Annotated in this window: 25 protein-coding genes; 18 read left to right on the forward strand and 7 right to left on the reverse strand. The window is 70.4% G+C overall.

Going from position 1 to position 25,573, the window contains the following annotated elements; genetic code table 11:
- Window positions 1-14: 14 nt before the first annotated feature.
- The 6 genes from ACFYWI_RS21140 (at window position 15) to ACFYWI_RS21165 (ending at window position 7,008) form a co-directional block, all read left to right on the forward strand.
- Complete coding sequence (locus ACFYWI_RS21140) at window positions 15-1,640, forward strand: ABC transporter substrate-binding protein (protein ID WP_389234537.1); 1,626 nt, start codon at window positions 15-17, stop codon at window positions 1,638-1,640.
- A gap of 71 nt (window positions 1,641-1,711) precedes the next feature.
- On the forward strand, window positions 1,712-2,635 hold the full coding sequence (locus ACFYWI_RS21145; RefSeq protein ID WP_389234540.1) for an ABC transporter permease: 924 nt from the start codon (window positions 1,712-1,714) through the stop codon (window positions 2,633-2,635).
- Window positions 2,628-3,620 carry an ABC transporter permease gene (locus tag ACFYWI_RS21150; RefSeq protein WP_389234543.1) on the forward strand — a complete coding sequence of 331 codons (993 nt, stop codon included), beginning with the start codon at window positions 2,628-2,630 and terminating at the stop codon, window positions 3,618-3,620. The genes ACFYWI_RS21145 and ACFYWI_RS21150 overlap by 8 nt, the downstream gene beginning before the upstream one ends.
- Window positions 3,621-3,630: 10 nt before the next feature.
- Window positions 3,631-4,605: an ABC transporter ATP-binding protein gene (locus ACFYWI_RS21155; protein ID WP_389234546.1), complete on the forward strand. Its 975-nt coding sequence runs from the start codon at window positions 3,631-3,633 to the stop codon at window positions 4,603-4,605.
- Entirely contained in the window at window positions 4,598-5,671 is a 1,074-nt protein-coding gene (locus tag ACFYWI_RS21160) for an ABC transporter ATP-binding protein (protein ID WP_389234549.1), read from the forward strand. Before ACFYWI_RS21155 ends, ACFYWI_RS21160 begins: the two co-directional genes overlap by 8 nt.
- Window positions 5,672-5,892: 221 nt before the next feature.
- Window positions 5,893-7,008 (forward strand): hypothetical protein, encoded by a 1,116-nt coding sequence (locus ACFYWI_RS21165; protein ID WP_389234552.1) that lies wholly within the window; start codon window positions 5,893-5,895, stop codon window positions 7,006-7,008.
- Between the two features lie 9 nt (window positions 7,009-7,017).
- Here the strand turns inward: ACFYWI_RS21165 and ACFYWI_RS21170 are convergent, their stop codons facing one another.
- Window positions 7,018-9,192: a prolyl oligopeptidase family serine peptidase gene (locus ACFYWI_RS21170; RefSeq protein ID WP_389234555.1), complete on the reverse strand. Its 2,175-nt coding sequence runs from the start codon at window positions 9,190-9,192 to the stop codon at window positions 7,018-7,020.
- Between the two features lie 168 nt (window positions 9,193-9,360).
- Here ACFYWI_RS21170 and ACFYWI_RS21175 point away from each other — a divergent pair, with 168 nt between their 5' ends.
- The 6 genes from ACFYWI_RS21175 to ACFYWI_RS21200 all read left to right on the forward strand — a co-directional run bounded on the left by ACFYWI_RS21175 (window position 9,361) and on the right by ACFYWI_RS21200 (window position 15,246).
- The gene (locus ACFYWI_RS21175; protein WP_389234558.1) at window positions 9,361-9,555 is read left to right on the forward strand and encodes a hypothetical protein; all 195 of its coding nucleotides are present in this window, start codon (window positions 9,361-9,363) and stop codon (window positions 9,553-9,555) included.
- A 36-nt stretch (window positions 9,556-9,591) separates the two neighbouring features.
- The gene (mshB, locus tag ACFYWI_RS21180; protein ID WP_389234561.1) at window positions 9,592-10,512 is read left to right on the forward strand and encodes an N-acetyl-1-D-myo-inositol-2-amino-2-deoxy-alpha-D-glucopyranoside deacetylase; all 921 of its coding nucleotides are present in this window, start codon (window positions 9,592-9,594) and stop codon (window positions 10,510-10,512) included.
- Window positions 10,509-10,991 carry a DUF6113 family protein gene (locus tag ACFYWI_RS21185; protein WP_389234564.1) on the forward strand — a complete coding sequence of 161 codons (483 nt, stop codon included), beginning with the start codon at window positions 10,509-10,511 and terminating at the stop codon, window positions 10,989-10,991. Before mshB ends, ACFYWI_RS21185 begins: the two co-directional genes overlap by 4 nt.
- Window positions 10,992-11,236: 245 nt before the next feature.
- Window positions 11,237-13,450 carry a hypothetical protein gene (locus tag ACFYWI_RS21190; protein ID WP_389234567.1) on the forward strand — a complete coding sequence of 738 codons (2,214 nt, stop codon included), beginning with the start codon at window positions 11,237-11,239 and terminating at the stop codon, window positions 13,448-13,450.
- Window positions 13,451-14,231: 781 nt separating this feature from the next.
- Window positions 14,232-15,056: a Scr1 family TA system antitoxin-like transcriptional regulator gene (locus tag ACFYWI_RS21195; RefSeq protein WP_389234570.1), complete on the forward strand. Its 825-nt coding sequence runs from the start codon at window positions 14,232-14,234 to the stop codon at window positions 15,054-15,056.
- Window positions 15,043-15,246 (forward strand): DUF397 domain-containing protein, encoded by a 204-nt coding sequence (locus ACFYWI_RS21200; RefSeq protein ID WP_389234573.1) that lies wholly within the window; start codon window positions 15,043-15,045, stop codon window positions 15,244-15,246. The genes ACFYWI_RS21195 and ACFYWI_RS21200 overlap by 14 nt, the downstream gene beginning before the upstream one ends.
- Window positions 15,247-15,316: 70 nt before the next feature.
- Here the strand turns inward: ACFYWI_RS21200 and ACFYWI_RS21205 are convergent, their stop codons facing one another.
- Together ACFYWI_RS21205 and ACFYWI_RS21210 are read right to left on the reverse strand one after the other, a co-directional pair.
- A complete protein-coding gene (locus ACFYWI_RS21205; RefSeq protein ID WP_389234576.1) occupies window positions 15,317-16,141 on the reverse strand; it encodes a transglutaminase-like domain-containing protein in 825 nt (274 codons plus the stop codon).
- 18 nt (window positions 16,142-16,159) lie between these two features.
- Window positions 16,160-17,155, reverse strand: coding sequence for a GNAT family N-acetyltransferase (locus ACFYWI_RS21210; protein ID WP_389234579.1), 996 nt, complete (start codon window positions 17,153-17,155; stop codon window positions 16,160-16,162).
- Between the two features lie 115 nt (window positions 17,156-17,270).
- Here ACFYWI_RS21210 and fdxA point away from each other — a divergent pair, with 115 nt between their 5' ends.
- Window positions 17,271-17,591: a ferredoxin gene (gene fdxA, locus ACFYWI_RS21215; RefSeq protein ID WP_386429685.1), complete on the forward strand. Its 321-nt coding sequence runs from the start codon at window positions 17,271-17,273 to the stop codon at window positions 17,589-17,591.
- A 122-nt stretch (window positions 17,592-17,713) separates the two neighbouring features.
- Window positions 17,714-18,808, forward strand: coding sequence for a bifunctional succinyldiaminopimelate transaminase/glutamate-prephenate aminotransferase (locus ACFYWI_RS21220; protein ID WP_389234583.1), 1,095 nt, complete (start codon window positions 17,714-17,716; stop codon window positions 18,806-18,808).
- A 73-nt stretch (window positions 18,809-18,881) separates the two neighbouring features.
- Here the strand turns inward: ACFYWI_RS21220 and ACFYWI_RS21225 are convergent, their stop codons facing one another.
- Both ACFYWI_RS21225 and ACFYWI_RS21230 read right to left on the reverse strand, forming a co-directional pair.
- Complete coding sequence (locus ACFYWI_RS21225) at window positions 18,882-19,322, reverse strand: ATP-binding protein (RefSeq protein ID WP_389234586.1); 441 nt, start codon at window positions 19,320-19,322, stop codon at window positions 18,882-18,884.
- A gap of 298 nt (window positions 19,323-19,620) precedes the next feature.
- A complete protein-coding gene (locus ACFYWI_RS21230) occupies window positions 19,621-20,562 on the reverse strand; it encodes a hypothetical protein (protein ID WP_389234589.1) in 942 nt (313 codons plus the stop codon).
- A 39-nt stretch (window positions 20,563-20,601) separates the two neighbouring features.
- Between ACFYWI_RS21230 and dapE the strand changes: the two genes are divergently transcribed.
- Window positions 20,602-21,681, forward strand: a complete 1,080-nt coding sequence (dapE, locus tag ACFYWI_RS21235) for a succinyl-diaminopimelate desuccinylase (protein ID WP_389234592.1) — start codon at window positions 20,602-20,604, stop codon at window positions 21,679-21,681.
- Between the two features lie 79 nt (window positions 21,682-21,760).
- Entirely contained in the window at window positions 21,761-22,510 is a 750-nt protein-coding gene (locus ACFYWI_RS21240) for a TIGR00730 family Rossman fold protein (RefSeq protein ID WP_389234595.1), read from the forward strand.
- A gap of 178 nt (window positions 22,511-22,688) precedes the next feature.
- On the opposite strand, the gene folP is transcribed toward ACFYWI_RS21240, so the two are convergent.
- Window positions 22,689-23,549, reverse strand: coding sequence for a dihydropteroate synthase (folP, locus tag ACFYWI_RS21245; protein WP_389234598.1), 861 nt, complete (start codon window positions 23,547-23,549; stop codon window positions 22,689-22,691).
- A gap of 109 nt (window positions 23,550-23,658) precedes the next feature.
- On the opposite strand from folP, the gene ACFYWI_RS21250 reads away from it, so the two are divergent.
- Together ACFYWI_RS21250 and ACFYWI_RS21255 are read left to right on the forward strand one after the other, a co-directional pair.
- Entirely contained in the window at window positions 23,659-24,012 is a 354-nt protein-coding gene (locus ACFYWI_RS21250) for a DivIVA domain-containing protein (protein ID WP_389234601.1), read from the forward strand.
- Entirely contained in the window at window positions 24,009-24,611 is a 603-nt protein-coding gene (locus tag ACFYWI_RS21255; RefSeq protein ID WP_389234604.1) for a DNA-3-methyladenine glycosylase I, read from the forward strand. The genes ACFYWI_RS21250 and ACFYWI_RS21255 overlap by 4 nt, the downstream gene beginning before the upstream one ends.
- On the opposite strand, the gene ACFYWI_RS21260 is transcribed toward ACFYWI_RS21255, so the two are convergent.
- Window positions 24,608-25,408 carry an enoyl-CoA hydratase/isomerase family protein gene (locus tag ACFYWI_RS21260; RefSeq protein WP_389234607.1) on the reverse strand — a complete coding sequence of 267 codons (801 nt, stop codon included), beginning with the start codon at window positions 25,406-25,408 and terminating at the stop codon, window positions 24,608-24,610. The genes ACFYWI_RS21255 and ACFYWI_RS21260 overlap by 4 nt on opposite strands.
- Window positions 25,409-25,573: the final 165 nt, after the last annotated feature.

The following is a 25,573-nucleotide window of genomic DNA, read 5'->3' on the forward strand; positions in this document are numbered from 1 at the left end:
CAAGGAGGCACCCCATGCGTGGAGCCACGCATGCCAAGTGGGCCGCGTGTGCGGTCGCCGTAGCCCTGGCAGGGGCAGGCTGCGGAGGCGATGGCGGTGGCGCCGGTGGCGCCGACGGCATCGTGTCGTCCTCCTGGGGAGACCCGCAGAACCCTCTGGAGCCCGCCAACACCAATGAGGTGCAGGGCGGCAAGGTCCTCGACATGATCTTCCGCGGTCTCAAGCGGTACGACCCGAAGACCGGCGCGGCCACCGACATGATCGCCGAGAAGATCGAGACCACCGACTCGGTCAACTTCAAGATCGCGATCAAGGACGGCTGGACCTTCAGCAACGGCGAGAAGGTCACCGCGGAGTCGTTCGTGAACGCCTGGAACTACGCCGCCCATCTGAAGAACAACCAGAGGAACGCCTACTTCTTCGGCTATATCGAGGGATACGACCAGGTCCACCCCGACGAAGGGCAGCCGACCGCCCAGACCCTGTCCGGGCTCAAGGTCGTCGACGACCTCAACTTCACGGTCAAGCTCACCCAGAAGTTCTCCACCTGGCCCGACACCCTCGGCTACGCCGCCTTCGCGCCGCTGCCCAAGGCGTTCTTCGACAGCCACGACAGCTGGCTCGCCAAACCCATCGGCAACGGCCCGTACTCCGTCGACTCGTACGCCAAGGGCTCGAAGATGGCCCTGCGCCGATGGGACGGCTACAACGGCCCGGACAAGGCGCAGAACGGCGGCATCGACCTCATCGTCTACACGGACAACAACACCGCCTACACCAGTCTGATCGCGGGCGACCTCGACCTTGTCGACGACGTACCGGCGGCGCAGCTCAGGAATGTGCAGGCGGACCTGGGCGACCGGTACATCAACACCCCCGCCGGCATCCTCCAGACCCTCGCGTTCCCGTACTACGACAAGGCCTGGAACACGCCCGACGGAGCCAAGGTCCGCACCGGTCTGTCCCGGGCGATCGACCGTGAGCAGATCACCGACACCATCTTCCAGAAGACCCGCACGCCCGCGAAGGACTGGACCTCACCCGTACTCGGCGAGGACGGCGGCTTCGACGACACCCTGTGCGGCGCCGCGTGCGAGTACGACCCTGCCGAGGCGAAGAAGCTGATCAAGGAGGGCGGCGGTCTCCCCGGCGGCCAGGTGAAGATCTCGTACAACTCCGACACCGGCTCCCACAAGGACTGGGTCGACGCCGTCTGCAACTCCATCAACAACACGCTCGGCAACAACAAGGCCTGCGTCGGCAACCCCTACGGCACCTTCGCCGACTTCCGCGGCCAGATCACCGAGTCGAAGATGAGCGGCCCCTTCCGGGCGGGCTGGCAGATGGACTACCCCCTGATCCAGAACTTCCTTCAGCCGCTCTACTACACCAACGCCTCGTCCAACGACGGCAAGTGGAGCAACAAGGAGTTCGACCGGCTCGTCGACCGGGCCAACGCCGAGACCGACACGGCCAAGGCGGTGGACACGTTCAAGCAGGCCGAGGAAGTCGTACGGGACGAGATGGCGGCCATCCCCCTCTGGTACCAGAACGGCAGCGCCGGCTACTCGGAACGGCTGTCCCATGTCGCCCTCAACCCCTTCAGCGTCCCGGTCTACGAAGAGATCAAGGTCAACTGACGGCGAAGGACACCGGCCCGGCGGCCCGCAGCGCCGGGCCGTCACCCTTCCCACGACCCCCGGAGCCCTTCATGGGACGTTATGTGATCCGGCGTCTGCTGCAGATGATCCCGGTCTTCATCGGCACCACCCTGCTGATCTTCCTGATGGTCAACGTCATGGGCGACCCCGTCGCGGGCCTGTGCGGCGACCGGCAGTGCGACCCCGCGACCGCCGCCCGGCTGCGCCAGGAGTTCGGGCTCGACAAGCCCTGGTGGCAGCAGTACCTGACCTATATGGGCAATGTGTTCACCGGGGACTTCGGCACGGCCTTCAACGGCCAGGAGGTCACCGAGCTGATGGGGGAGGCCTTCCCGGTCACCATCCGGCTGACCCTGGTGGCGATCTTCTTCGAGATCGTCATCGGCATCACCCTCGGCGTGGTCACCGGACTGCGGCGCGGCCGCCCGATCGACACCGGAGTGCTGATGCTGACCCTGGTGGTCATCTCCGTGCCGACCTTCGTCACCGGTCTGCTGCTGCAGCTGCTGCTCGGCTACGAATGGGCCGTCATCGACCCCTCGGTCTCCTCCGACGTGATGCTCGGCGAGCTGATCGTGCCCGGCCTGGTGCTCGCCTCGGTGTCACTCGCGTACGTCACCCGGCTCAGCCGTACGTCGATCGCCGAGAACGCACGCGCCGACTACGTCCGTACGGCGGTGGCCAAGGGCCTGCCACGGCGCCGGGTGGTGACGAAGCATCTGCTGCGCAACTCGCTGATCCCGGTGGTCACCTTCATCGGCACGGACATCGGTGCGCTGATGGGCGGAGCCATCGTCACCGAGCGGATCTTCAACATCCATGGCGTCGGTTACTACCTCTACCAGGGCATTCTGCGGCAGAACAGCCAGACCGTGGTCGGCTTCGTGACCGTCCTCGTCATGGTCTTCCTGCTGGCGAATCTGCTCGTCGATCTGCTGTACGCCGTACTCGACCCGAGGATCCGCTATGCCTGACCCGCAGCAGCCCGACCGCGCCGGGGACAATGCCATCGCCCCCACCGGCGAGGGCGGCACGATGGATCTGGCGATGGACGAGGGCGAGAGCCTGGAGAAGCTGCTGGACAGCCCGGAGGGTGACCAGGGGCCCGCCGACAAGCCGCGCAGTCTGTGGACCGACGCCTGGCGCGATCTGCACCGCAACCCCGTCTTCATCATCTCCTCACTGGTGATCCTCTTCCTGGTCGTCATCTCCCTCTGGCCTTCCCTGATCGCGAGCGGCGACCCGCTGCAGTGCGACCTCGCCAAGGCACAACAGGGTTCTCAGCCCGGCCACCCGTTCGGCTTCAACGTCCAGGGCTGCGACGTCTACACCCGTGTCGTCTACGGTGCGCGCGCCTCGGTGACGGTGGGCGTCTGCGCGACTGTCGGAGTGGCCCTGCTCGGCTCCGTGCTGGGCGGGCTCGCCGGCTTCTTCGGCGGGTCGGGGGACGCGGTCCTGTCCCGGATCACCGACATCTTCTTCGGCATCCCGGTGGTGCTGGGCGGTCTGGTCTTCCTGTCGGTGGTGACCAGTTCCACGGTGTGGCCGGTGATCGGCTTCATGATCCTGCTGGGCTGGCCGCAGGTCGCCCGGATCGCCCGCGGCTCGGTGATCACCGCGAAGCACAACGACTACGTCCAGGCGGCGCGGGCACTCGGCGCGTCCAGCTCACGGCTGCTGCTGCGGCACATCGCGCCCAATGCCGTCGCGCCGGTGATCGTCGTGGCGACCATCGCGCTCGGTACGTACATCGCGCTGGAGGCGACGCTCTCCTTCCTCGGTGTCGGGCTCAAGCCGCCGACCGTGTCCTGGGGCATCGACATCTCCTCGGCCTCCCCGTACATCCGAAATGCCCCGCACATGGTGCTGTGGCCGGCCGGTGCACTGGCGATCACGGTGCTCGCGTTCATCATGCTCGGCGACGCGGTGCGCGACGCCCTCGACCCCAAGCTGCGCTGAGGAGCCCGCCATGTTGCTCGACGTGCGTGATCTGTACGTGGAGTTCCGTACCCGCGACGGGGTCGCCAAGGCCGTCAACGGCGTCAGCTACAGGGTGGACGAGGGACAGACCCTCGCCGTGCTGGGCGAGTCCGGGTCCGGCAAGTCGGTCACCGCGCAGGCGATCATGGGAATCCTGGACATGCCACCCGGCCGCATCACCGGCGGTGAGATTCTCTTCCGGGGCCAGGACGTGCTGAGGCTCAAGGAGGACGAGCGGCGGAAGATCCGCGGTGCCGGAATGGCCATGATCTTCCAGGACGCTCTCTCGTCCCTGAATCCGGTGCTGAGCGTGGGCGACCAGCTCGGCGAGATGTTCACCGTCCACCGCGGTATGTCCCGCAAGGACGCGAAGGCCAGGGCCGTCGAGCTGATGGACCGCGTACGCATCCCCGCGGCCAAGGAACGCGTCGGGCAGTATCCGCACCAGTTCTCCGGCGGTATGCGCCAGCGCATCATGATCGCGATGGCGCTGTCGCTCGAGCCCGACCTGATCATCGCGGACGAGCCCACCACCGCCCTCGACGTGACCGTCCAGGCCCAGGTCATGGACCTGCTGGCCGAGCTCCAGCGCGAACTGGACATGGGGCTGATCCTGATCACCCATGACCTCGGCGTCGTCGCGGACGTCGCGGACAAAATCTCCGTCATGTACGCGGGCCGGATCGTGGAGTCCGCGCCCGTCCACGACATCTACAAGGCACCCGCCCACCCGTACACGAAGGGTCTGCTGGAGTCGATCCCGCGCCTGGACCAGAAGGGCCAGGAGCTGTACGCGATCAAGGGCCTGCCGCCCAATCTGATGCGCATCCCGCCCGGCTGTGCCTTCCACCCGCGCTGCCCGATGGCCCAGGAGGTGTGCCGCACCGACGAACCGCCCCTGTACGAGGTGTCCGAGGACCGCGGGAGCGCCTGCCACTTCTGGGAGGAGACACTGAATGGCTGAAGCGATCCTGGAAGTACGCGACCTGGTCAAGCACTATCCGCTCACCCGGGGCATTCTCTTCAAGAAGCAGGTCGGCGCGGTCAGGGCGGTGGACGGCGTCGATCTCGACCTGGTCGCGGGCGAAACGCTGGGCATCGTGGGCGAGTCGGGCTGCGGCAAGTCCACCCTCGCCAAGATGCTCGTCCATCTGGAGCAGCCCACGGCAGGCGCGATCCGCTACAAGGGCGAGGACATCACCAGACTGTCGGGGCGGGCGCTGAAGGCCGTGCGCCGCAACATCCAGATGGTGTTCCAGGACCCGTACACCTCGCTCAACCCGCGGATGACCGTCGGAGACATCATCGGGGAGCCGTACGAGATCCATCCCGAGGTCGCGCCCAAGGGCGAGCGTCGCCGCAAGGTGCAGGATCTGCTCGATGTCGTCGGGCTCAACCCGGAGTACATCAACCGCTATCCGCACCAGTTCTCGGGTGGTCAGCGCCAGCGCATCGGCATCGCCCGGGGCCTTGCGCTCCAGCCCGAGATCATCGTCGCCGACGAGCCGGTCTCCGCGCTGGACGTCTCGGTGCAGGCACAGGTCATCAACCTGCTGGATCAGCTGCAGAGCGAGTTCTCGCTCAGCTATGTGTTCATCGCACACGACCTGTCCATCGTGCGGCACATCTCCGACCGCGTCGGTGTGATGTATCTGGGCCGCATCGTGGAGATCGGCAAGGACGCCGAGATCTACGACCACCCCACGCACCCGTACACCCAGGCGCTGCTGTCGGCCGTGCCGGTGCCGGATCCCGAGGCGCGCGAGCACCGGGACCGCATCATCCTCACCGGGGACGTACCCTCGCCCACGAACATCCCCTCCGGCTGCCGGTTCCGCACCCGTTGCTGGAAGGCACGGGAGCGCTGCGAGCTGGAGGTGCCGCCGCTCGCGGTGCCGGCCCATCTGCGGCCGGTGGAGGGGTCTGTCCGTCATGATTCGGCGTGCCACTTCGCCGAGGAGCGGCATGTGGTGCCGGGCACGGAGCCCAAGAGGTACGGGGAGTCCGGGGAATCAACGGGCAAAGTGTGATGAATGCCGCTCACATTCCTTAACATGCAGGCAACTTGGACGTCTCGATTCCGATATACGAACGCGTCACGCTGAATCGCGTACGGCCGTGCGGGTGCCGTAGACCGGCCGGAGCGCCGCCTCGGGGCTCCGGCCGGTCGCCTGTCCGGCGCCCGCCGTTGCCGGGGAGTTGGCCCGTCGCGCCCTTGTTGGCGTATCCGGCGCGATGCACGATCGTCGGTGTGACTCTTACGCGGGCGGCCCGGACCACCGGAGCGGCGCTGTGCGCCGTGCTCGCGCTGATCGTGGGGGCATGGATCGTACGGGACCTGGCGACGGCCGACGATCCGCTCGACGTCTGGCGGTTCTGGACGGGCGTCCGCGGCCCGGCCCTCGCACCGCTGACCACCTCCATCGCCGACGCGGCACTGCTCGCGGTGTACGTCGCCGTCGGTGTCGCCGCGTTGCGCTCGTCGGTCGCGGCCGCGGCACTCACGGCCGCCGCTGTGATCACACTCTCCCTGCGGCTGCCGTCCCTGTGGGTGCTCACCGCCTCCTGGATGGACCTCCAGGCCACCGACTCCCTGCGTACCCGGGCCCTGTACAGCACCTTCGCGGTCCTGGGCCTGGGCGTCGGGCTGATCGTCACCGTCGTGGCCGGACGCCGCCCGCCCGGCGCCGACGCGTACGAGCACTCCTACTCGCCGCGCGACGATCCGTCCGCGGGGCACCGGCGGACACCGGACCGGCCCACCCGGCGGGTGTCCCTGCTCGTGTTCACCCTGCTCGGGGCCGCGGCGGCGGTGACGGTCGCCTGGCAGATCCGCTTGGCGTACCTCGCGGGGACCGAGGGGTACCTCGACCTGCTCACGGGCAGCGAGCGGGCCCCGCTGAAGCTGCTGCAGATCCCGTCCGCGTGGCTGGCCGCGGTGATCGCCCTCCTCGGGCTGACCACGGCTGTCGGCGCACTCGGCCGGGCGGTCCTCACGCGTCCGTTCGGGGCGGTGGTCGCGGCCTTCCTCGTCGCGGACGGCGCGGTCGGCCTCGACTTCACGATCAGGCGCGAACTGCTGAGGAACTTCGGGGATCTGCAGCTCGAGGAGCAACTACTGGTCGCCACCTGGCTGTTCGAGCTGGCTGCCGGGGCCGTACTGCTGGTGGTCATGGCCCGGCGCGGCGGGAGCACACCGGCGGACGGCGTGTACGGCCCCGCGACCGGCGGGCCGCGGCCCCCGGCCGGGTTCTCCGGGCGCTCGGGTTACGGCCGTCCGCCGCCCGGTCCGTGGTCCGGCCCTCCGGGCGGCAACGGCGGAAGCCACGGGCCGCCTCCGCCGTCGTCCCCGCCGCCCGGCTGGTAGCCGGCGGCCTCAGCCCTGCTCCAGCCCCAGCGACCTCTTCAGGAAGTCCACCTGGAGCAGGAGCAGATTCTCGGCGATCTGCTCCTGCGGCGTCATATGTGTCACTCCGCTCAACGGCAGCACCTCATGCGGACGGCCCGCGGCCAGCAGCGCCGACGACAGCCTCAGTGTGTGTGCCATCACCACATTGTCGTCAGCCAGACCATGGATGATCATCAGTGGTCGATGGGGAGTCTCCGCGACCGTCAACCCGTCGTCGCCGACCAGTGAGTTGGCCGCGTACACCTCCGGCCGCTCGGCCGGATCGCCGAGATAGCGCTCGGTGTAGTGCGTGTCGTACAGCCGCAGATCGGTCACCGGCGCGCCCGCGACCGCCGCGTGGAACACATCCGGTCGGCGCAGCACCGCCATGGCCGCCAGATAGCCGCCGTACGACCAGCCCCGGATCGCCACCCGACCCAGGTCCAGCGGAAAGGATCCGGCCAGCGCGTGCAGCGCCTCGACCTGGTCGTCCAGGGTGAGCGGGAAGTTGTCCTTGACCGCCTTCTCCCACGCGGGCGAGCGGCCGGGGGCGCCCCGCCCGTCCGCGACGATCACCGCGAATCCCTGGTCCGCGAACCACTGCGAGGTCAGATACGGATGGTGTGCGGCGAGCACACGCTGACCGTGCGGCCCGCCGTACGGATCCAGCAGCACGGGCAGGGCGCCGTCGGAGTCCGCGTAGCCCGTGGGCAGCAGCACCGCGGCCGGAATGCGGCGCCCGCCCGCCTCGACCAGCCGCGGCCCGGCCGTGAGCACCGGCTGCTCGGCGTACGAGGCCACCTGCGCGATCCGCTTCCCGTCCCGCAGCACCTGCACGACCGCGCCGCCGGGGTCCGTACGGGAGGACGACAGCACCGTCACCCCGCCCGAACGCACCGCGCCATGCACCCCGGGGCCCTGTGAGACGCGCTCGGTTCCCAGCTCGTTGACCCGGTACACATGGATCTCGCCGACTTCCGGGTCCTTGGCCTCCTCGCCGGCCGCCGCCGACACCAGGATGTCGTTCTCGCCGATGTCCAGCACCGCCCGCAGCTGCAGCTGCGCCCCGGTCAGCACCCGGTCGCCGACCCCGAGCACCCGCGCCCCGCCCTCGTCCGCGATCCGCACCAGCCGGCCGCCGCCGAAGCCTCGCGCCGAGGAGGAGCCCGGTGCCCACGCCGGGACCCCCGGGCACAGTTCCAGCCACGCCTGATCCTCGTCGACATGCACCGTCCGGGTCGCACCCGACTCGGGATCGACCGCCAGATACAGCTGGATCCGCTGGTCGCGCGACTGCACCAGCAGCAGCGGAGGGCCGTCGCCCGACCAGTGGACCCTGGCCAGATACGGATAGCGGGCCCGGTCCCAGGTCACCTCCGTACGCTCCTCCCCGCCTTCCAGCGCCACGAAGGAGAGCCGCACGTCGGCGTTGGCCGTCCCGGCCGCCGGATACGCGACCGGCGCCGGCTCCCGGTCCGGGTGCGCCGGGTCCGAGATCCACCAGCGCTGCACCTCGCGCTCATCGACCCGGGCCACCAGCAGCCGGTCCGAATCCGGCCCCCACCAGAAGCCACGGGAGCGGCCCATCTCCTCGGCCGCGATGAACTCCGCCAGACCGTAGGACGTGTGCTCGTCCTCCGGCTCGGCAAGGGCACGGTCCGCCTCGCCCTCCGCACCCGTCACCCGCAGCGCGCCCTGGGCGAGATACGCGATGTGGCGGCCGTCCGGGGACGGCCGCGGATCGAGGACCGGGCCGGCCGCGGGCAGTTCGCGGGCGGTCCCGGCCCGCAGCTCCGCTGTGAACAGTCGCCCGGACAGTGCGAAAGCGGCCATTTCGACTGCCCGGTCCACCGCGTAGCCGACGATCCCGGCCGACCCCTCGCGGCTGCGTTCCCGCCGGGCCCGCTCCTGAGCCGACAGCTTCTCCGCGGTCCCGCCCAGCAGTTCCTGCGGATCGGCGGCCACGCGCTCGTGCGGCGGGCCGCCGTCCCCGTCGAGATCGAGCACCCACAGCCGGCCGGACCGGTCGGTGCCGGAGGCCGATCGCAGGAACACCACGCGCGAACCGTCCGGGGAGACGGTGAAGGCGCGGGGGGCGCCCAGCGTGAAGCGCTGGGTCCTGGCGTACTGACGCGGGAAGGAGAGCTGCTGCCTCGAGGTCATGCGACCGAACCTAGCGGTCGTGCGCCCCCATGTGCTGCCGTGCACCGATCGATGCGAAGGTGCGGATAGTTATGATCCGTAGCGCAAGGTGGGTATGAACCCCCTGACATCTGCTCCGGCACATGCGACCTGACCGTCCCGACCGAATATCTGTGGAGGTGAACCGCCGTGGCACTCTCGATTTCGGCGGTGGTGCTGCTGGCGATCGTCGTCTTCCTGCTGATCCGGAAAGCCGGACTGAAGGGCGGGCATGCGGTGGTCTGCGTGTTGCTCGGGTTCTACCTCGCGAGTTCGTCGGTGGCTCCCACCATCACCGAACTGACCACCAACGTGGCGGGGATGATCGGCGGCATCAAGTTCTAGGCCGACATCCGGGCTGTGGGTTCTAGGCTGTCCTGTATGAAGGATCTTCCCGCCCGTCGTCTGCTCCTGGTGCATGCGCACCCCGACGACGAGTCGATCAACAACGGCGCGACGATGGCCAGGTATGCGGCCACCGGCGCCCAGGTCACCCTGGTGACCTGCACCCTCGGCGAGGAGGGCGAGGTCATTCCGGCCGAGCTCGCCCATCTCGCACCCGACCGGGAGGACCGGCTGGGTCCCCATCGCGTCGGCGAACTGGCCGCCGCGATGAAGGAGCTGGGCGTGAGCGACCACCGCTTTCTCGGCGGCCAGGGGCGGTTCCGGGACTCCGGGATGATGGGCCTCGAGCAGAACCACCGGGACGGCGCCTTCTGGAACGCCGACGTGGACGAGGCGGCCGCGTATCTCGTCGAGGTGATCCGCTCGGTGCGCCCCCAGGTGATGGTGACGTACGACCCCGACGGGGGATACGGACATCCGGACCACATCCAGGCGCACCGGGTGGCGATGCGGGCGGCGGAGCTGGCCGCCGAGCACGCCTTCCGCCGCGACCTGGGCGATGCCCACACCATCGCGAAGATCTACTGGAACCGTGTCCCGAGATCGGTGGCCGAGGAGGGCTTCGCCCGGCTGCGGGACCTGGGGGGAGCGGACTTCCCGGGCATCGCCGAGATCACGGATATTCCGGGTGTGGTGGACGATTCCGGGATCACCACGGAGATCGACGGCGCCGGGTACGCGGATCGGAAGACGGCGGCCATGCGTGCCCATGCCACTCAAATCGCCGTGGAAGGGCGCTTCTTCGCACTCTCCAACGATCTGGGGCAACCTCTCTTCGCGACCGAGTACTACCAGTTGGTGAGCGGGGAGGCGGGCGCGCCGCCAGGGGAGCGCGAGTACGACCTCTTCGCGGGACTGGAGGGGTCGACAGGACCGACAGGGGTGACGGCGGCATGAGCGCTCAGAAAAACCCGAATACTTCGGGCTCTTCGGGCGGCCGGGGCGCTTCGGGTTCTCCGGGTTCTCCGGGTTCTCCGGCCGGGTGGCTCACCCGGCCGACGGCTGCGCCCCACCCCGGCAGGGTCGTCGCCTACCTTGCGCTCGCCGTGCTCGGCGCGACCGTCGGCATCGCGGGCACGCTGGTCCAAGGCGCCTGGTTCCCGGGCGGGTTGCTGTTCTCCCTGCTCGCCACGGCAGCGCTGTTCTACGGCTCACTGCGGGCGATCGGCACCCAGCTCGCGGTGGTCTCCTCGGCCCTCGGCTGGCTGGTGGCGATCATCGTGCTCAGCCTCGGACGCCCGGAGGGCGACGGACTGTTCGCCGCCGGTATCGGACCGCTCGTCTTCTTGCTCGGGGGCATGGCGCTGGCTGTGATGTGTGCCACCATGTCGCGGTCGCTGCCACCGGGCGGCGGGCCGGAAGGACTTGGCCGCTAGCGGGTGGAAGGACCCCCAGCGCGCGGCGGGTGTGGCCGACCCCTATGGTGGGTCGCCCCGACGGTCACCCCAACGGGTGGGGAACCGTTGAACTGACCGTGGCCGTACGGTCGGCGCCGGGTCGCTTCCCGCAGTCCCGGGGTGTCCGTCGGCGACGGACAGTATGGTGGTGCGCGCCGCCGAGCCGCCCGCAGCAGTAGCTGTCCAGTAAGAACGGGCGGCGACGCCAACCGGGAGAACCTGCTTTGAGTCGTGAAACTGACAGTTCGTCCTCCGGCCCCCAGGGGCGCGGTGGAGCCGCGTACCCCTCGGGGACACCGCCGTACGGAACCCGGCAGTATCCGTCGCTGCATCCCACGCAGGACGCTCCGGACGACGCCGACGCCGCCCCCGAGCCGCAGCCGGACGAGCCCAGGACCGAGACCACGCTGACGACGCGGATCCGGATCAACATTCCGGGTTCGCGGCCGATCCCGCCCGTCGTGATGCGTACGCCCATGAGCGACATCAACGCCGGCACGGCCGCCAGAGCCGGAACGGGCCCTGGTGGCGCCGCCGGAACCGGCGGCAAGGGCGCCGGCGCGGGCAGTCAGGACAGCGAGCGCACGGGCAGCACACCGCGGCCCGCGGCGAGGCCGGAGGTTCCCGCCCAGGCTGCCGAGCCGCAGCCGGAGGAGAAGCCTGCGCCCAGCGACTGGTTCGCGCCGCGCAAGCCGGCCGCCTCGGCGCCGCCCGCGCAGGACGGTTCGGGCGGCGGCCCGGGTTCCGGTACGAACGGTTCGGGAGCGGGCGTATCGGGTCTGGCTGCCCTGGCCGAGCAGGCCGGCGCACCGGCGGGCCCGGCCCGGACAGGACCCGACCTTCCCCGCCGCCCCGCTCAGGGCGGCGTCCCCGGCCAACCGGGTGCCCCGCGCCCCGGCGCGACCCCGCCTCCCGGCGGCAACGGCTTTGCTCCGGGCACCGGACACGGAACGCCTCCGCTGGGCGTACGCACGCCCGGCGCCCCGGACCGCCCCGAAGGGCCGGCCGGTCCGACGGGTGGACCGGCCACCGGCAGCATGCCGCTCGGCCCGCGGCCCGGCGGCCCGGCCGTTCCCGGCCCCGGTGGGCCCGGCGCGGGCGGCCCGGGCCGTCCTGGTGGCCCCGGCGGTCCTGGTGGCGCGCCGCGGATGTCCGACGACACCGCCGTACTCACCCCGCAGATTCCCGCGCCCGAGCCGGGCCCCGTCGGCCATGTCTCCGGCGACACGCTCACCAGCGGCATCCCCGTGGTCCCGTCGTCCGACCAGCACCGCTCCCCGTTCGCTCCATCGCTCGGCGGTCTGCAGTCCGGCCCCGGTACCGGCCCGAACCCGATCCTGTCCCAGGGCGGCCCGCAGGGCCCAGGAGCGGACTTCGCGGACTTCTCCGCACCGGAGTTCCCCGAAGGACCCGGCAGTACGGGCGGACCCGTCATGCCGGGACCCGGCCCCTCGGCCCGTCCCGCCCCCAGGCCCGCGGCGGCGCCGGCCAGGCAGGGCCGCTCCAAGATGGTCCTCGCCGGCGTCGGCGTACTCGTTCTGATCGGCATCGCCTATGGCGCCGGCCTGCTGCTCAACCACTCCGACGTGCCGAAGTCCACGACGGTCCTCGGCGTCGACATCGGCGGCGGAACCCGTGACGAGGCGGTCAACAAGCTCGACGCCGCCTTCGGCAAGAGGGCCACGGCTCCGCTCAAGCTCTCGGTGGCGGGCAAGGAGGCGCAGCTCAGCCCGGACAAGGCCGGACTGTCCCTGGACAGCCAGGCCACCGTCCGCGGCGCCGCGGGCAGCGACTACAACCCCGTCTCGGTGATCGGCTCCCTCTTCGGCGGCGAGCGTGTCGCCGAACCCGTCATCCTCGTGGACGAGGAGAAGCTGAGCGTCGCGCTCGCCGACCTCGGCGGCGCATCGGGTACGGCGACCGAGGGCACGATCAAGTTCGTACCGGGCAAGGCCGTCCCCGTACCCGGCAAGTCGGGGGCAGGGCTGGACGTCGGCCGCTCGATGATCACGGTCAAGGACGCGTATCGCGCGCAGGTCGAGACCGGAAAGCCGAACGTCGTGCAGCTGCCGGTCGCCACCCGCCAGCCGACGATCACGCAGGCGGAGCTGAACCGGGCGATGAAGGAATTCGCCGAGCCGGCGATGTCCGACCTGATCACCGTCAAGGCGGGCACCAAGGAGATCCAGTTCGGCCCGGCGAAGTCCCTTCCGAAGATCCTTTCGATGAAGGCGATCGACGGCAGGCTGGTCGAGGTCTACAACAAGAAGGCCATCGACGAACTCCTCGACGGCGTCTTCGACGGCATCACGATCACCAAGGGCGACGGCAAGCAGCACCAGGTCTCGGCGGACGACGTCGCCCAGGCCATGGGTCCGGCCCTGCGCGGGAAGACCCCGGCGGACCGGACGGCAGTGATCGCGCTCGACCCCAGCTGATCCCGTTCCTCGGTGGAGCCCCTGCCCGGTCGTCCGGGCGGGGGCTCTGTCGTCGGGAGACGGCTCGGTGGTGCTCGAGGCGCGCGCCGCGCAGAGGGACCCGGCGAAGAGTCGTGTACGCGGAGTCCGGTCGGACCGGACTCCAGGTACACGAGACGTGCTACGCACCGCCTCGCAGCGCGGCCCGGGCGGCGGCAGCCCCGCGTACGGCCGCCGGCACCCCCACGGCGGGCGCCGGGTGCAACCAGCGCGGGGCCGTCTTGCGCTCACCGTACATCAACATACGTGTACGCACGGTCACTTCGGGTGAGTGCAGCGAGGGCACGCACACGGCGGCCATCGGAGGGCCGAACTGGCCGGTGCCCCGCCTGGCTTGGGCCGGTACGAGACGGCCGGCCCCCAGGTCCGCCCACCGTCGCGCGAGACGCGCAAGGTCATCACCACCGGCCTCCGTACCGCTCCTGCTTCTGCCGCAGCCATAACCTGACCTGCGCGCTTTCGGTTGAAGAGGCGGCACGAAGGTCGGACGCGTGGATGGTGGCGACGAAGTACACAAACCTGACGCGTCTGTGTTCTCCGTCCACACCAATGACCTTGCCGGGACCGTAGACGTCCGTGCCCGTGTGAGCGACGAAGGCTCCGACTGCGTGTGGCGCACCCATGGTTCCGCCATTCCCCTTGCTCTCTGTGTCGAATCCCTCACAGTCTGGAGCGGTCGGAGTTACGCTCGGTAGGGGTTTGCACGTGACAACGCGAGCGTCACAAGGGGGAGTTGTTGCCGATGGCGATCGAGGACAACCCGCAGTCCCGTACGAAGTACGGCGAGGAACTGAAGCGGCGGCGTGAGGCAGCGGACCTCACCCAGGAGGAGTTGAGCGAGCATGCGGTGATGTCCCGCACCCACATCGCCCACATCGAGGCGGGTCGCCGCCGCCCGGACGTGGCGGACGCCCGCCGCCTCGACCAGGTCCTGAAGACGGGCGGCTTCTTCGAGCGCTTCCTGCCGACGCTGGACGGCAGGGCGGTGGCGGAACACTTCGCGGAGGCGCTGGAGTTCGAGCAGCAGGCGACGGTGATCCGCGAGTACGCGCCCAAGTTGGTGCCCGGCATCCTCCAGACCCAGGCGTACGCCAGGGAGGTCCTGGGCTCGGGCCACCCGCCGAAGAACGAAGAGGAACGTGACAGGCTGCTTGTCACGCGCCTGGAAAGGGCCCACATACTCGACAACTTCGACTCACCGGTGGTGTGGACGATGCTGGACGAGGCGGTTCTGAGACGCCCCGTCGGCGGCTCGGCGGTGATGTGCGAACAGCTTCGCCACATCCTGGCTCTGGGAGAGAGCCGCCGCATCCGCGTGCACGTACTCCCCTTTTCGGTTGGGGCGCACGCCATGTTGGAGGGCTTCGTCTCCCTGATGTGGTTCGACGACCTCCCGCCCATCGCCTATGTGGAAGGCTTGAAGTCGGGCCGGGTCTGGGAAGTGCCGTCCGTGGTGCGGCAGTGCCAGGAGGTCTACGATCATGCCCTGGGCGACGCGCTGTCGCATCGCGAGTCCTTGGCCCTGATCAGATCCGTCGCGGAGGAGTACGAGCATGAAGCGCAGTGAGCACGCTCCGGCTTGGCGCAAGTCCAGCTACAGCGGCGGCAGCAGCGGCGAGTGCCTCGAAGTCGACGCCGCCCACCCGACGGCGGTCCCGGTCCGCGACAGCAAGCACGCCACGGGCCCGGCGGTCCGGTTCGCCCCGTCCGCCTGGTCCTCATTCGTCACCGCCCTCAAGGCCGAGGCCCTTCGCTAGTACAGGTCGTGCGCGGTGCCGTCGATGGCCGGCCGGCGGCGATCAGGTCCACCGCCTTGTGCGGGCAGGCTCAGTTCAGCATCGCCCGCGCCGCCCGCGCCCGTCCCCTGATCGTCTCCGCCATCGTCGGTTCGACCGCCGAGACGACGTCCGCGTAGGCGTCCATCTCCGCTGCCCCCGTCAGAAACTCACCTCGTTGGACCAGCAGCTGGGCCCGTTCGTAGCGCAGCCGCGCCGGGTGGGCCGGGAGCAGCAGGGACAGCTCCAGGGCCCACAGGGCGACGTCGGAGCGTTCCGGGCGCGCGGCCGCCCAGGCGCGGATGTTGTTCAGGATGCGCAGCACCACCTCGAGCGGCGGGGCCGGCGTCAGCATCGACGGGATCAGGGGCGTTCCCGTCGCGCCTGCGACCAGCAGTTCCGCGTCCGTGCCCGTCAGGACCCGGCCGCCCGCGAACGGGTCGGCCAGCACCTGCGCATCGGGGTCGCCGAAACCGACCACGAAGTGGCCCGGCAGGGCCACCCCGTACACCGGTGCTCCCGCGCGGCGGGCGACCTCCGTCCACAGGACCGAGAGGAGGATCGGCAGGCCGCGGCGGCGGCGCAGGACCTCGTGGAGCAGGGAGGACTCCAGGCGCTGATAGTCCGCGGGGACGCCATGGAAGCCGTGGCGTGCGCCGAGCAGGTCGGCGACGGCCGTCGCCCAGGCGTGCGGGGTGCTCAGACCGTACGGGAGCAGCCCGGCCAGGCGGTCCAGCTCGATCTGGGCCTCGTCCACGCCGGCCTCGTCCAGAGCGGAGTCCGCCTCCGTGCCGATCACCAGGCACATCAGCGCCAGGTCGGGCCGCCCGGAGCGGGCCTCGCCCGCGAACCGCTGCCGCCAGGATGCGTCGTACATATGCGACTCGTACCCCGTCTAGGCCGACCGGTAATGATGGTAGTGGTGGTGAATCTGAAAGCCCATGCCCTCGTACAGGGCCCGCGCCCCGTCATTGTCCGACTCCACCTGCAGCCACGCCGCCGATGCGCCCTCCTCCAGGGCGCGGCGCGCCAGCGCGGTCATCACCGCGGTCGCGTGGCCCTGACGGCGGTACGCCGGGTCCACCTCGACCGCCATGAATCCCGCCCAGCGACCGTCGACCACACACCGGCCGATGGCGGCGGGGGCACCCTCTTCGCCAGGCACGGAGGCGAACCACACCGATGGGCCGCTGCCCAGGACCTGCAGCACATGGGGTCCCGGCACACCGAACCGTTTGTAGCGCCGCAGCCACGCCTCGTCGAAGGACCGCGCGAGCCGGACCCGCGCCACCTCCGCGCCCAGGTCGCCGATCGGCGCGAGCGCCCCCACCCGCATCTGGGCCGAGACCTCACGCACCCACCCACGTGCCTCCAGCTCCGCACACAGCTGCTCCTGCGTCCCGGCCGCGCCGGTCGCCGTCTGCAGGTACGCGGGCAGATCACGTTCCGCGTACCAGGCGCGCACCCGCTCCAGTGCCTCGTCCAGCGGCACGCCGGGGTCCCCGAGCGGCAGCACCGAGTTGGCGCGCCGGGTGAACCCGCCCGATGCCCGCAGTTCCCACTCGCCCAGCCGTTCGCTCTCCACCGGCTGCCAGGCACGCGCGGCGGCCCGGGCAAGCTCCTCGAAGTCCGCCGCGGGGCCCTTTCTGCGGACCGGCGCCGGGGGCACCACCTTTCCCGCGACCAGCGAGGATTCCGCCATACGGACGCTCTCACCGGACCTTCGTGTGATCACCAGCACACCCTCGTTCCAGGATGTGAGAACACCAATCGTGTCGGTGAACTTCTCGGCACCTGCCTCAGCCTCGCTCAAGCGCCGCACTGATACGCGTTTGCCCACGTCAGAAGGTGTGATACGGACCTCGAGCCGTCCGCCGGCAGTGAATTCCACAGGTCTGTGTGCCCCTCCTGTTCGGATCGTCCCCAAGAACGGAGATACTAGGGGCGGGCATCGACGACGCCGCGCTCCCGCGCAATGCCAGCCCTTACCGAGGAGGAACGACAGCGTGACCTACGTCATCGCGCAGCCTTGTGTCGACGTGAAGGACAAGGCGTGCATCGAGGAGTGCCCCGTCGACTGCATCTACGAGGGCGCCCGGTCCTTGTACATCCACCCGGACGAATGCGTCGACTGTGGTGCTTGTGAGCCGGTCTGCCCGGTCGAGGCGATCTTCTACGAGGACGACACCCCGGAGGAGTGGAAGGACTACTACAAGGCGAACGTCGAGTTCTTCGACGAGCTCGGTTCTCCCGGTGGTGCTTCCAAGCTGGGCCTCATCGAGCGCGACCACCCCTTCATCGCCGCTCTGCCGCCGCAGAACGGCTGATCCGATCCGCATGTCCCCGGTCCCGTACGGTTCGTCGTCCGTACGGGACCGAGGCGTTTGACGCCGGTCCCGCACGGGGCCGCGCTGTCCGACGCCCCACGTACCAGAAAGTGAGCGCCGTCGTGGCCTCAGTCTCTTCGCGCCTTCCCGTCTTCCCCTGGGACAAGCTCGAGCCGTACAAGGCGACGGCCGCGGCCCACCCGGACGGCATCGTGGACCTCTCGGTCGGCACGCCCGTCGACCCGGTGCCCGAGCTGATCCAGAAGGCTCTCGTCGAGGCCGCGGACTCGCCCGGCTACCCGACGGTGTGGGGCACGGCCGCGCTGCGCGACGCGCTCGCCGGGTGGGCCGAGCGCCGGCTCGGCGCGGCGAACGTGGCCCACACCAACGTGTTGCCGGTCGTCGGCTCCAAGGAGCTGGTGGCCTGGCTGCCCACCCAGCTGGGACTCGGCCCCGGCGACAAGGTCGCCTACCCGCGCCTGGCCTACCCCACGTACGAGGTGGGCGCCCGCCTGGCCCGCGCGGAGGCCGTCGTCTACGACGACCCCACCGATCTCGCTCCGGCCGGTCTCAAGCTGCTGTGGCTCAACTCCCCGTCCAACCCGACGGGCAAGGTGCTGGCCAAGGACGAGCTGACCCGGATCGTCGCCTGGGCGCGCGAGCACGGGGTGCTCGTCTTCAGCGACGAGTGCTACCTGGAGCTGGGCTGGGAGGCGGAGCCGGTCTCCGTCCTGCACCCGGACGTGTGCGGCGGTACGTACGAGGGTGTCGTCGCCGTCCACTCGCTCTCCAAGCGCTCCAACCTGGCCGGCTACCGCGCCGCATTCATCGCCGGTGACGCGGCGGTGCTCGGCGAGCTGCTCCAGATCCGCAAGCACGGCGGCATGATGACGCCGGCGCCGGTGCAGGCCGCCACCGTGGTGGCGCTCGGCGACGACGCGCATGTCGGTGAACAGCGGGCCAGGTACGCGTCCCGGCGCGCCGCGCTGCGTGCGGCGCTCGAGGCGCACGGGTTCAGGATCGAGCACAGCGAGGCCAGCCTGTATCTGTGGGCGACACGCGACGAGCCGTGCTGGGACACGGTCGCGCACCTGGCCGAGCTGGGCATTCTGGTCGCGCCGGGCGACTTCTACGGGACGGCCGGCGAGCGCTTCGTACGGGTGGCGTTCACGGCGACCGACGAGCGGGTCGAGGCCGCGGTCAAGCGCCTGGGCTGACAACGTGGCAGGGATACCGAGGGCCCCGGGCGCTGATCCCGGGGCCCCTCCGTATCACCGGGGGTGGGTGCGGTCAGCGGCCGACCGGAAGACCGCCGAGCGAGCCGGTGGGCAGCTGGCCACCGCCGGCGGCGCCGGTCGGCAGGCCGCCCTTGGCCGCGCCGCCGATCACACCGCCCGCCTGCTTCGCGGTCTCGCCGGTGGCCTTCCGGGCGACCGGGGCCGCTGTCTTCGCCGCCTTGCCGACGGCCTTGGTCGCGGCCGGGACGGCCTTCTTGGCCATCTGCCCACCGGCCTTGCCCGCCACCTTGGCGGTCTCCTTGGAGACACCGTCGACTGTGTCGTCGACGCCGTCCGTGCTGTCGACACCGTCCGTGTCGAGGGCGCTCATGCTGCCGAGGTTGTGCGGCAGTTCCGCGGCGCCTGCGGAGCCGGCCGCACCGACCACGGGAGCTGCTCCCGCCGCGATGAGCAGCGCGGCACGGGCGATCCGACGGGTCAGGGGGAGGGACATGATGCTCCTTGGGACGAGAAGGACGTTCGGACTGTTGGTGGTGTCCGGCGTACGGACGTCCTGACAACCGCCGGGAGGCCGGGAGAAGTTGCGGTGGACCGAGGTAAAGAGTTGGTAATGCATCGCATTATCGGTCTCGGATAAAATCGGGCAAACATTGCATTGCGCAAGCGCCTGGCGAACCGTCACTTCCCTTGGCGTGCAAGGGATTTCGCGATGCGGCGGAAGGGGCTGTGAAGATCTGCGAACCCGTTGTTCCGGACCGGACCGGAGTGCCCCCTTCGGGGGAAGGGCTGGACTAGCGAGCGACCCGGATCAGTACGATTTCGGTGCCCCGATGGCCCGCGTCCGCCGTACGCCAGCCCTTCCCGGGAGCCTCCGCACTCCACACCCGGCCCCCGTACGAGACCTCCTCGATACGCAGCCCCTCCGCCCGGGCGACCGCCCAGTGCGCCAGCTCCCAGCCGCGCCTGGACCCCGGCCCGCCGGCCGACGCTCCGGCCGCCGCGGGGACCGGGACCGACACCTGACTCGCAGCGGGAGCGCTGGTCCGCCCTCCGCCGGTCCCACCCCCGTGCGCGGCGTCGGGCAGCACCTCGGGCCCGAACGCGCGCACCAGCTCTGCCCGCACCTTCGCCGGGCTCCCCGTGCCCCGGCCGCCGCTCTGCCGCGTCTCACAGGTCAGGGTCGCCGAGGCCCGGCCGGTCAGGGACGCCGCAAGCAGCGTGGCGTCCGGCTCGTGCTTCGCGTACGCCTGCGGGAAGCCACTGCGCTGGACGATCTGGGCGGCCGCGGTCAGCGGCAGCCGTGAGTAGCCGGGAACCTGTGCGAGGTGCTCGTAGAACTTCCCGGACGCGTAAACGGGGTCGAGGATCTGCCGCGGGGTGCCCCACCCCTGGGACGGACGCTGCTGGAACAGTCCGAGCGAGTCCCGGTCGCCGTGCCTGATGTTGCGCAGCGCCGACTCCTGCAGAGCCGTCGCCAGTGCGATGGTGACCGCCCGCTCGGGCATTCCGCGGGAGGTGCCGACGGCCGAGATCGTCGCCGCGTTCCCGGCCTGCTCGGGGGTGAGCTCGTACGACGGGCCGTCGCCCTCCGCGGTACGCACCGTGCAGCGGGGGGCGCCGCCGACGGTCTCGTACTGCACCACCACATAGCCGATCAGTGCCAGCAGCATGACGAACGCGGCCGCGATGCGCACCAGGCGGCCGCGCCGGAGGGGAGAGGCGGTCTCGGACACGACGCCCACGGTACTGGAGCCCGCGTTAAGGTCTCAGCCATGCTCGAAACCGTGCTTGACCTCACCCTCGACGGCCCCGCGCTGACTGCCGCGCTGGTCGACTTCCGATCGGTCAGCGGCCAGGAGAAGCCCCTCGCCGACGCCATCGAGCGGGCGCTGCGCGACCTGCCGCATGTCACCGTCGACCGGCACGGCAACAACATCGTGGCGCGCACCCACCTGGGCCGGGCCGAGCGCGTGCTCCTGGCCGGGCACATCGACACCGTGCCGATCGCCGACAACGTGCCCTCGCGCCTGGACGAGAACGGCATCCTGTGGGGCTGCGGCACCAGTGACATGAAGTCGGGCGTCGCCGTCCAGCTGCGGATCGCGGCCACCGTCCCCGAGCCCAACCGTGACCTCACCTTCGTCTTCTACGACAACGAGGAAGTCGCCGCACACCTCAACGGGCTGGGGCATGTGGCCGAAGCCCACCCCGACTGGCTGGAGGGAGACTTCGCCGTCCTTTTGGAGCCGTCCGACGCCCAGGTCGAGGGCGGCTGCCAGGGCACGTTGCGGATGCACCTGCGCACGACGGGGGAGCGGGCCCACTCCGCGCGCAGCTGGATGGGGTCCAACGCCATCCATGCGGCCGCGCCGATCCTGGCCCGGCTCGCGGAGTACGAGCCGCGCCGGCCGGTGATCGACGGGCTGGAGTACCGGGAGGGCCTGAACGCGGTCGGCATCGAGGGCGGTGTGGCCACCAATGTCATCCCCGACGAGTGCACTGTGGTGGTCAACTACCGCTATGCGCCCGACCGCAGCATGGCCGAGGCCGAGGCCCATGTACGTGAGGTCTTCGCGGACTGCGGGGTGAGCTCGTTCGTGGTGGACGACCACACCGGCGGGGCGCTGCCCGGTCTCTCGCACCCGGCCGCGGCCGCGTTCATGGCGGCCGTCGGCGGCAGCGCGCAGCCCAAGTTCGGCTGGACGGACGTGTCGCGCTTCAGCGCCCTGGGCGTGCCCGCGGTCAATTACGGGCCCGGGGATGCGCTCTTCGCCCACAAGAGGGACGAGCATGTCGCCGTCGACAGGATCACGCACTGCGAGGAGCGGCTCCGCAACTGGCTCACTGCCTGAAAACCGGGATTTCACCATTCGTCACGTGGGCCGACCTACCCTGACTCAAAGCAAAGAGGTTCGGCGGAGGGAGCAGGCCATGGGCAACCCCGAGGGATTGCGGGCGCTGGAGGAGCAGCGGCTGGGACCGGTGCTGCGCCGCAGGGAACAGGTGCAGCCGGGCACCACCGACCAGCGGCTGCTGGACACCGAGGGCGATTCCGAATGGGTGCACACCGATCCCTGGCGGGTCATGCGCATCCAGTCGGAGTTCGTGGAAGGCTTCGGTGCGCTCGCCGAACTGCCCAGCGCCATCAGCGTCTTCGGGTCCGCCCGCACCGTCGCCGGATCACCCGAGTACGAAGCGGGCGTGACCATCGGAAAGGCGCTGGTCGAAGCCGGTTTCGCGGTGATCACGGGCGGCGGTCCCGGCTCGATGGAGGCCGCGAACAAGGGAGCGCGCGAGGCCCGGGGCATCTCGGTCGGCCTCGGTATCGAGCTGCCCTTCGAGCAGGGCCTCAACCCGCATGTCGACATCGGGGTGAACTTCCGCTACTTCTTCGTCCGCAAGACGATGTTCGTGAAGTACGCGCAGGGCTTCGTGGTGCTGCCGGGCGGGCTGGGCACGCTGGACGAGCTGTTCGAGGCGCTGACCCTCGTCCAGACCCGCAAGGTCACCCGCTTCCCGATCGTGCTCTTCGGGACGGAGTACTGGAGCGGCCTGGTCGACTGGCTGCGCAACACCGTGGTGGCCCAGGGCAAGGCGTCCGAGCGTGACCTGCTGCTCTTCCACATCACGGACGACGTGGAGGAGGCGGTGGCGATGGTCACCAAGGAGACGGGCCACTGACCAGGGTCCGGCCGCTCCGGTTGCTCCACGGCTCCCGGTCCGGCCGGCCCGCATGGAAGGTCCGGTCGGCCCAGGTGCCCGGCGTGGTCGGTGGCTCAGGTGAAGAGCACGGCCGGGCCGGCTCAGGTGGACGGCCGAATCCGCCCCGGGAACGGCCGAACCCGCCTCGTACGAACCGTCAGGCCAGCCCCCGGCGCGCGACCGCCGGGGGACGGTGGCCCGCGATGGACGCCACCATGTCCAGAACCTGCCTGGTCTCCGCCACCTCGTGGACCCGGTAGACCTGCGCCCCCAGCCACGCCGAGACCGCGGTCGTCGCCAGCGTGCCGATCACCCGCTCCTTGACCGGCTTGTCGAGGGACTCGCCGACGAAGTCCTTGTTGGACAGGGAGACCAGCACCGGCCAGCCCGTCGCCGTCATCTCGTCGAGGCGGCGGGTCGCCTCCAGGCTGTGCCGGGTGTTCTTCCCGAAGTCATGACCGGGGTCGATCATGATCGCGTCCCGGCGGACCCCCAGCGCGACGGCCCGCTCGGCGAGGCCGAGCGTCACCCGCAGAATGTCCGCCATCACGTCGTCGTACACGGTCCGGTGCGGGCGGGTGCGCGGCTCGGCGCCGCCCGCGTGCGTGCACACCAGCCCGGCGCCGTACCTCGCGGCGACCTCCGCCAGTTTCGGGTCCACCCCGCCCCAGGCGTCGTTCAGCACATCGGCGCCCGCCTCGCAGACGGCCTCGCCGACATCGTGCCGCCAGGTGTCCACGCTGATCACCACGTCCGGGTGGCGCCGGCGGACCTCTGCCACGAAACCGACCGTGCGCCGCGCCTCCTCCTCGGCCGTCACGTTTTCACCGGGGCCCGCCTTCACACCGCCGATGTCGACGATCGCGGCGCCCTCGGCGATCACCTGCTCGACGCGCGAGAGCGCGGGCTCGTCGCGGAACGTCGCCCCCTGGTCGTAGAAGGAATCCGGCGTCCGGTTCACGATTGCCATGATCACAGGCTCGTGCGCCTCGAATTCACGCCGTCCCAGCCGCAGCATCTGCTGTTTCCTCCTCAGGTCGTCCGCCTGCGACCCTAACCGTCACCGTCCCGTGGCACGATCAGCACCTGACGGTTTCCGGTCGGGGTGTTCGGGGAGAGGGTCGCTCGTGTTCTTGTTCTTGCTGATCGCGATGGTCGTGGTGGTCGCCGCGGTCACGCTCGCCGTGGTCGGCGGCGGCGACAGCGCGGCTCTGCCCGAGTCGGCGCCCGAGCAGCTGGTGGACCCGCTGCCGGCGGGCCGCCCCCTGGCCCGCGCGGACGTCGACGCCGTACGGCTGCCCGTGGGCCTGCGCGGCTACCGCATGGGGGACGTGGACGAGGTCCTCCTGCGCCTGGGCGCTGAGCTCGCCGAGCGGGACGCGCGGATCGCGGAGCTCGAGTCGGCGCTGGCCGGCGCGCAGGCCACCCAGGACGGCCGCCGGGACCTGTTCACCAAGCCGGGCGAGGAGTCCGGACAGTGACCGGCGGGGCCGTGGCCGGTCCTGACGGCAGACTGCGCTGTCCCTGGGGCCTGTCCACCGACGACTACATCGCCTACCACGACGAGGAGTGGGGCCGACCGGTCCACGGCGACGACGCCCTGTTCGAACGGCTCTGCCTGGAGGCCTTCCAGTCCGGGCTGTCCTGGATCACGATCCTGCGCCGCCGCGAAGGCTTCCGCAGCGCCTTCGACGGTTTCAAGATCACCTCGGTGGCCGCGTTCACCGATGCCGACAAGGAACGTCTGCTCGCCGACGAGGGAATCATCCGCAACCGCGCCAAGATCGAGGCGACGCTCGCCAACGCGCGCGTGCTCGCCGACTGGCCCGCCGGCGAGCTCGACACGCTGATCTGGTCGTACGCCCCCGATGCCGCGCGGCGCTCGGCCCCACGTACCCTCGCCGACGTGCCTGCCGTCACGGACGAGTCGACGGCGCTGTCGAAGGCGCTCAAGAAGCGGGGCCTGCGCTTCATCGGCCCGACGACGGCCTACGCGCTGATGCAGGCCTGCGGCCTGGTCGACGACCACCTCGCCGACTGCGCCGCCCGCGGGGCCCGGCCCGGCTCGGACAGGGTCTAGCGGCCGACGTACTTCGGCGGCTCCTTGGCCAGGAAGGCCTGGACGGCGATCGTGTGATCCTCGGACGCGCCCGCCTTCGCCTGGAGCTCTTCCTCCTTGTCGAGCGCCTCGCTCAGCGAGTGGTCGGCGCCGTACGCGAGGGACTCCTTGAGCGACGCGTAGGAGACGGTCGGACCGTCGGCCAGCGCCCGGGCGACCGCGTGGGCCTCGGCGGCCAGGTCGTCCGCGGGGACCAGCTTGTTGACGATGCCCAGCTCGTACGCCTCCTGCGCGGAGATCGACCGCGGGAACAGCAGCAGGTCGGCGGCGCGGCTGTGGCCGATCAGCCGGGGCAGCGTCCACGACATCCCCGAGTCGGCGGTCAGCGCCACGCCCGCGAACGAGGTGTTGAACTTGGCGGTGTCGGCGACGACGCGGTAGTCGGCGGCGAGCGCGAAGCCGAACCCGGCACCGGCGGCGACGCCGTTGACGCCGGCCACGACCGGCTTCGGCATTTCGGTCAGGGCCCGGACGATCGGGTTGTAGTGCTCCTTCACGGTGTTCATCACCTCGCCGGAGCCGGACTCGTGGGCCGCGATCAGCAGCCCCACATGCTCCTTGAGGTCCTGGCCCACGCAGAAGGCGCGCCCGGACGCGGTGAGCAGAACGGCGCGTACGGCGGGATCGGCCGCGGCGGCCCGGACGGCATCGCGCAGCGCGACCTTGGCTTCCACGTTCATCGCGTTCATGGCCTCGGGCCGATTGATCGTGATCGTTGCAAGTCCGTCGCTCACGTCGTACAGCACGGAGTCGGCCATGTCAGGTCCCCTTTGCGGTTCGGACAGCGGTGTCGAGGCCAGCATGGCGGAGATCAACCGCGCCGGACATGTGACCTGCGTCAAACATCGGTCGGCGCGGAGGGCGTGGGCGGGGGCGAAGTATCGCAGGCGGAGCGCCGAATTGGGTGGTTTTGCGTGAGCGCG

This window comes from Streptomyces sp. NPDC002889 (assembly GCF_042888425.1).
Classification (GTDB): domain Bacteria; phylum Actinomycetota; class Actinomycetes; order Streptomycetales; family Streptomycetaceae; genus Streptomyces.

What these genes read in the sequence shown, in the direction of transcription:
- ACFYWI_RS21140 (WP_389234537.1), top strand. Translation starts at nt 15, where the DNA reads ATGCGTGGAGCCACGCATGCCAAGTGGGCCGCGTGTGCGGTCGCCGTA.
- ACFYWI_RS21145 (WP_389234540.1), top strand. Translation starts at nt 1,712, where the DNA reads ATGGGACGTTATGTGATCCGGCGTCTGCTGCAGATGATCCCGGTCTTC.
- ACFYWI_RS21150 (WP_389234543.1), top strand. Translation starts at nt 2,628, where the DNA reads ATGCCTGACCCGCAGCAGCCCGACCGCGCCGGGGACAATGCCATCGCC.
- ACFYWI_RS21155 (WP_389234546.1), top strand. Translation starts at nt 3,631, where the DNA reads ATGTTGCTCGACGTGCGTGATCTGTACGTGGAGTTCCGTACCCGCGAC.
- ACFYWI_RS21160 (WP_389234549.1), top strand. Translation starts at nt 4,598, where the DNA reads ATGGCTGAAGCGATCCTGGAAGTACGCGACCTGGTCAAGCACTATCCG.
- ACFYWI_RS21170 (WP_389234555.1), bottom strand. Translation starts at nt 9,192, where the DNA reads ATGACCTCGAGGCAGCAGCTCTCCTTCCCGCGTCAGTACGCCAGGACC.
- mshB (WP_389234561.1), top strand. Translation starts at nt 9,592, where the DNA reads ATGAAGGATCTTCCCGCCCGTCGTCTGCTCCTGGTGCATGCGCACCCC.
- ACFYWI_RS21185 (WP_389234564.1), top strand. Translation starts at nt 10,509, where the DNA reads ATGAGCGCTCAGAAAAACCCGAATACTTCGGGCTCTTCGGGCGGCCGG.
- ACFYWI_RS21195 (WP_389234570.1), top strand. Translation starts at nt 14,232, where the DNA reads ATGGCGATCGAGGACAACCCGCAGTCCCGTACGAAGTACGGCGAGGAA.
- ACFYWI_RS21200 (WP_389234573.1), top strand. Translation starts at nt 15,043, where the DNA reads ATGAAGCGCAGTGAGCACGCTCCGGCTTGGCGCAAGTCCAGCTACAGC.
- ACFYWI_RS21205 (WP_389234576.1), bottom strand. Translation starts at nt 16,141, where the DNA reads ATGTACGACGCATCCTGGCGGCAGCGGTTCGCGGGCGAGGCCCGCTCC.
- ACFYWI_RS21225 (WP_389234586.1), bottom strand. Translation starts at nt 19,322, where the DNA reads ATGTCCCTCCCCCTGACCCGTCGGATCGCCCGTGCCGCGCTGCTCATC.
- dapE (WP_389234592.1), top strand. Translation starts at nt 20,602, where the DNA reads ATGCTCGAAACCGTGCTTGACCTCACCCTCGACGGCCCCGCGCTGACT.
- ACFYWI_RS21240 (WP_389234595.1), top strand. Translation starts at nt 21,761, where the DNA reads ATGGGCAACCCCGAGGGATTGCGGGCGCTGGAGGAGCAGCGGCTGGGA.
- folP (WP_389234598.1), bottom strand. Translation starts at nt 23,549, where the DNA reads ATGCTGCGGCTGGGACGGCGTGAATTCGAGGCGCACGAGCCTGTGATC.
- ACFYWI_RS21260 (WP_389234607.1), bottom strand. Translation starts at nt 25,408, where the DNA reads ATGGCCGACTCCGTGCTGTACGACGTGAGCGACGGACTTGCAACGATC.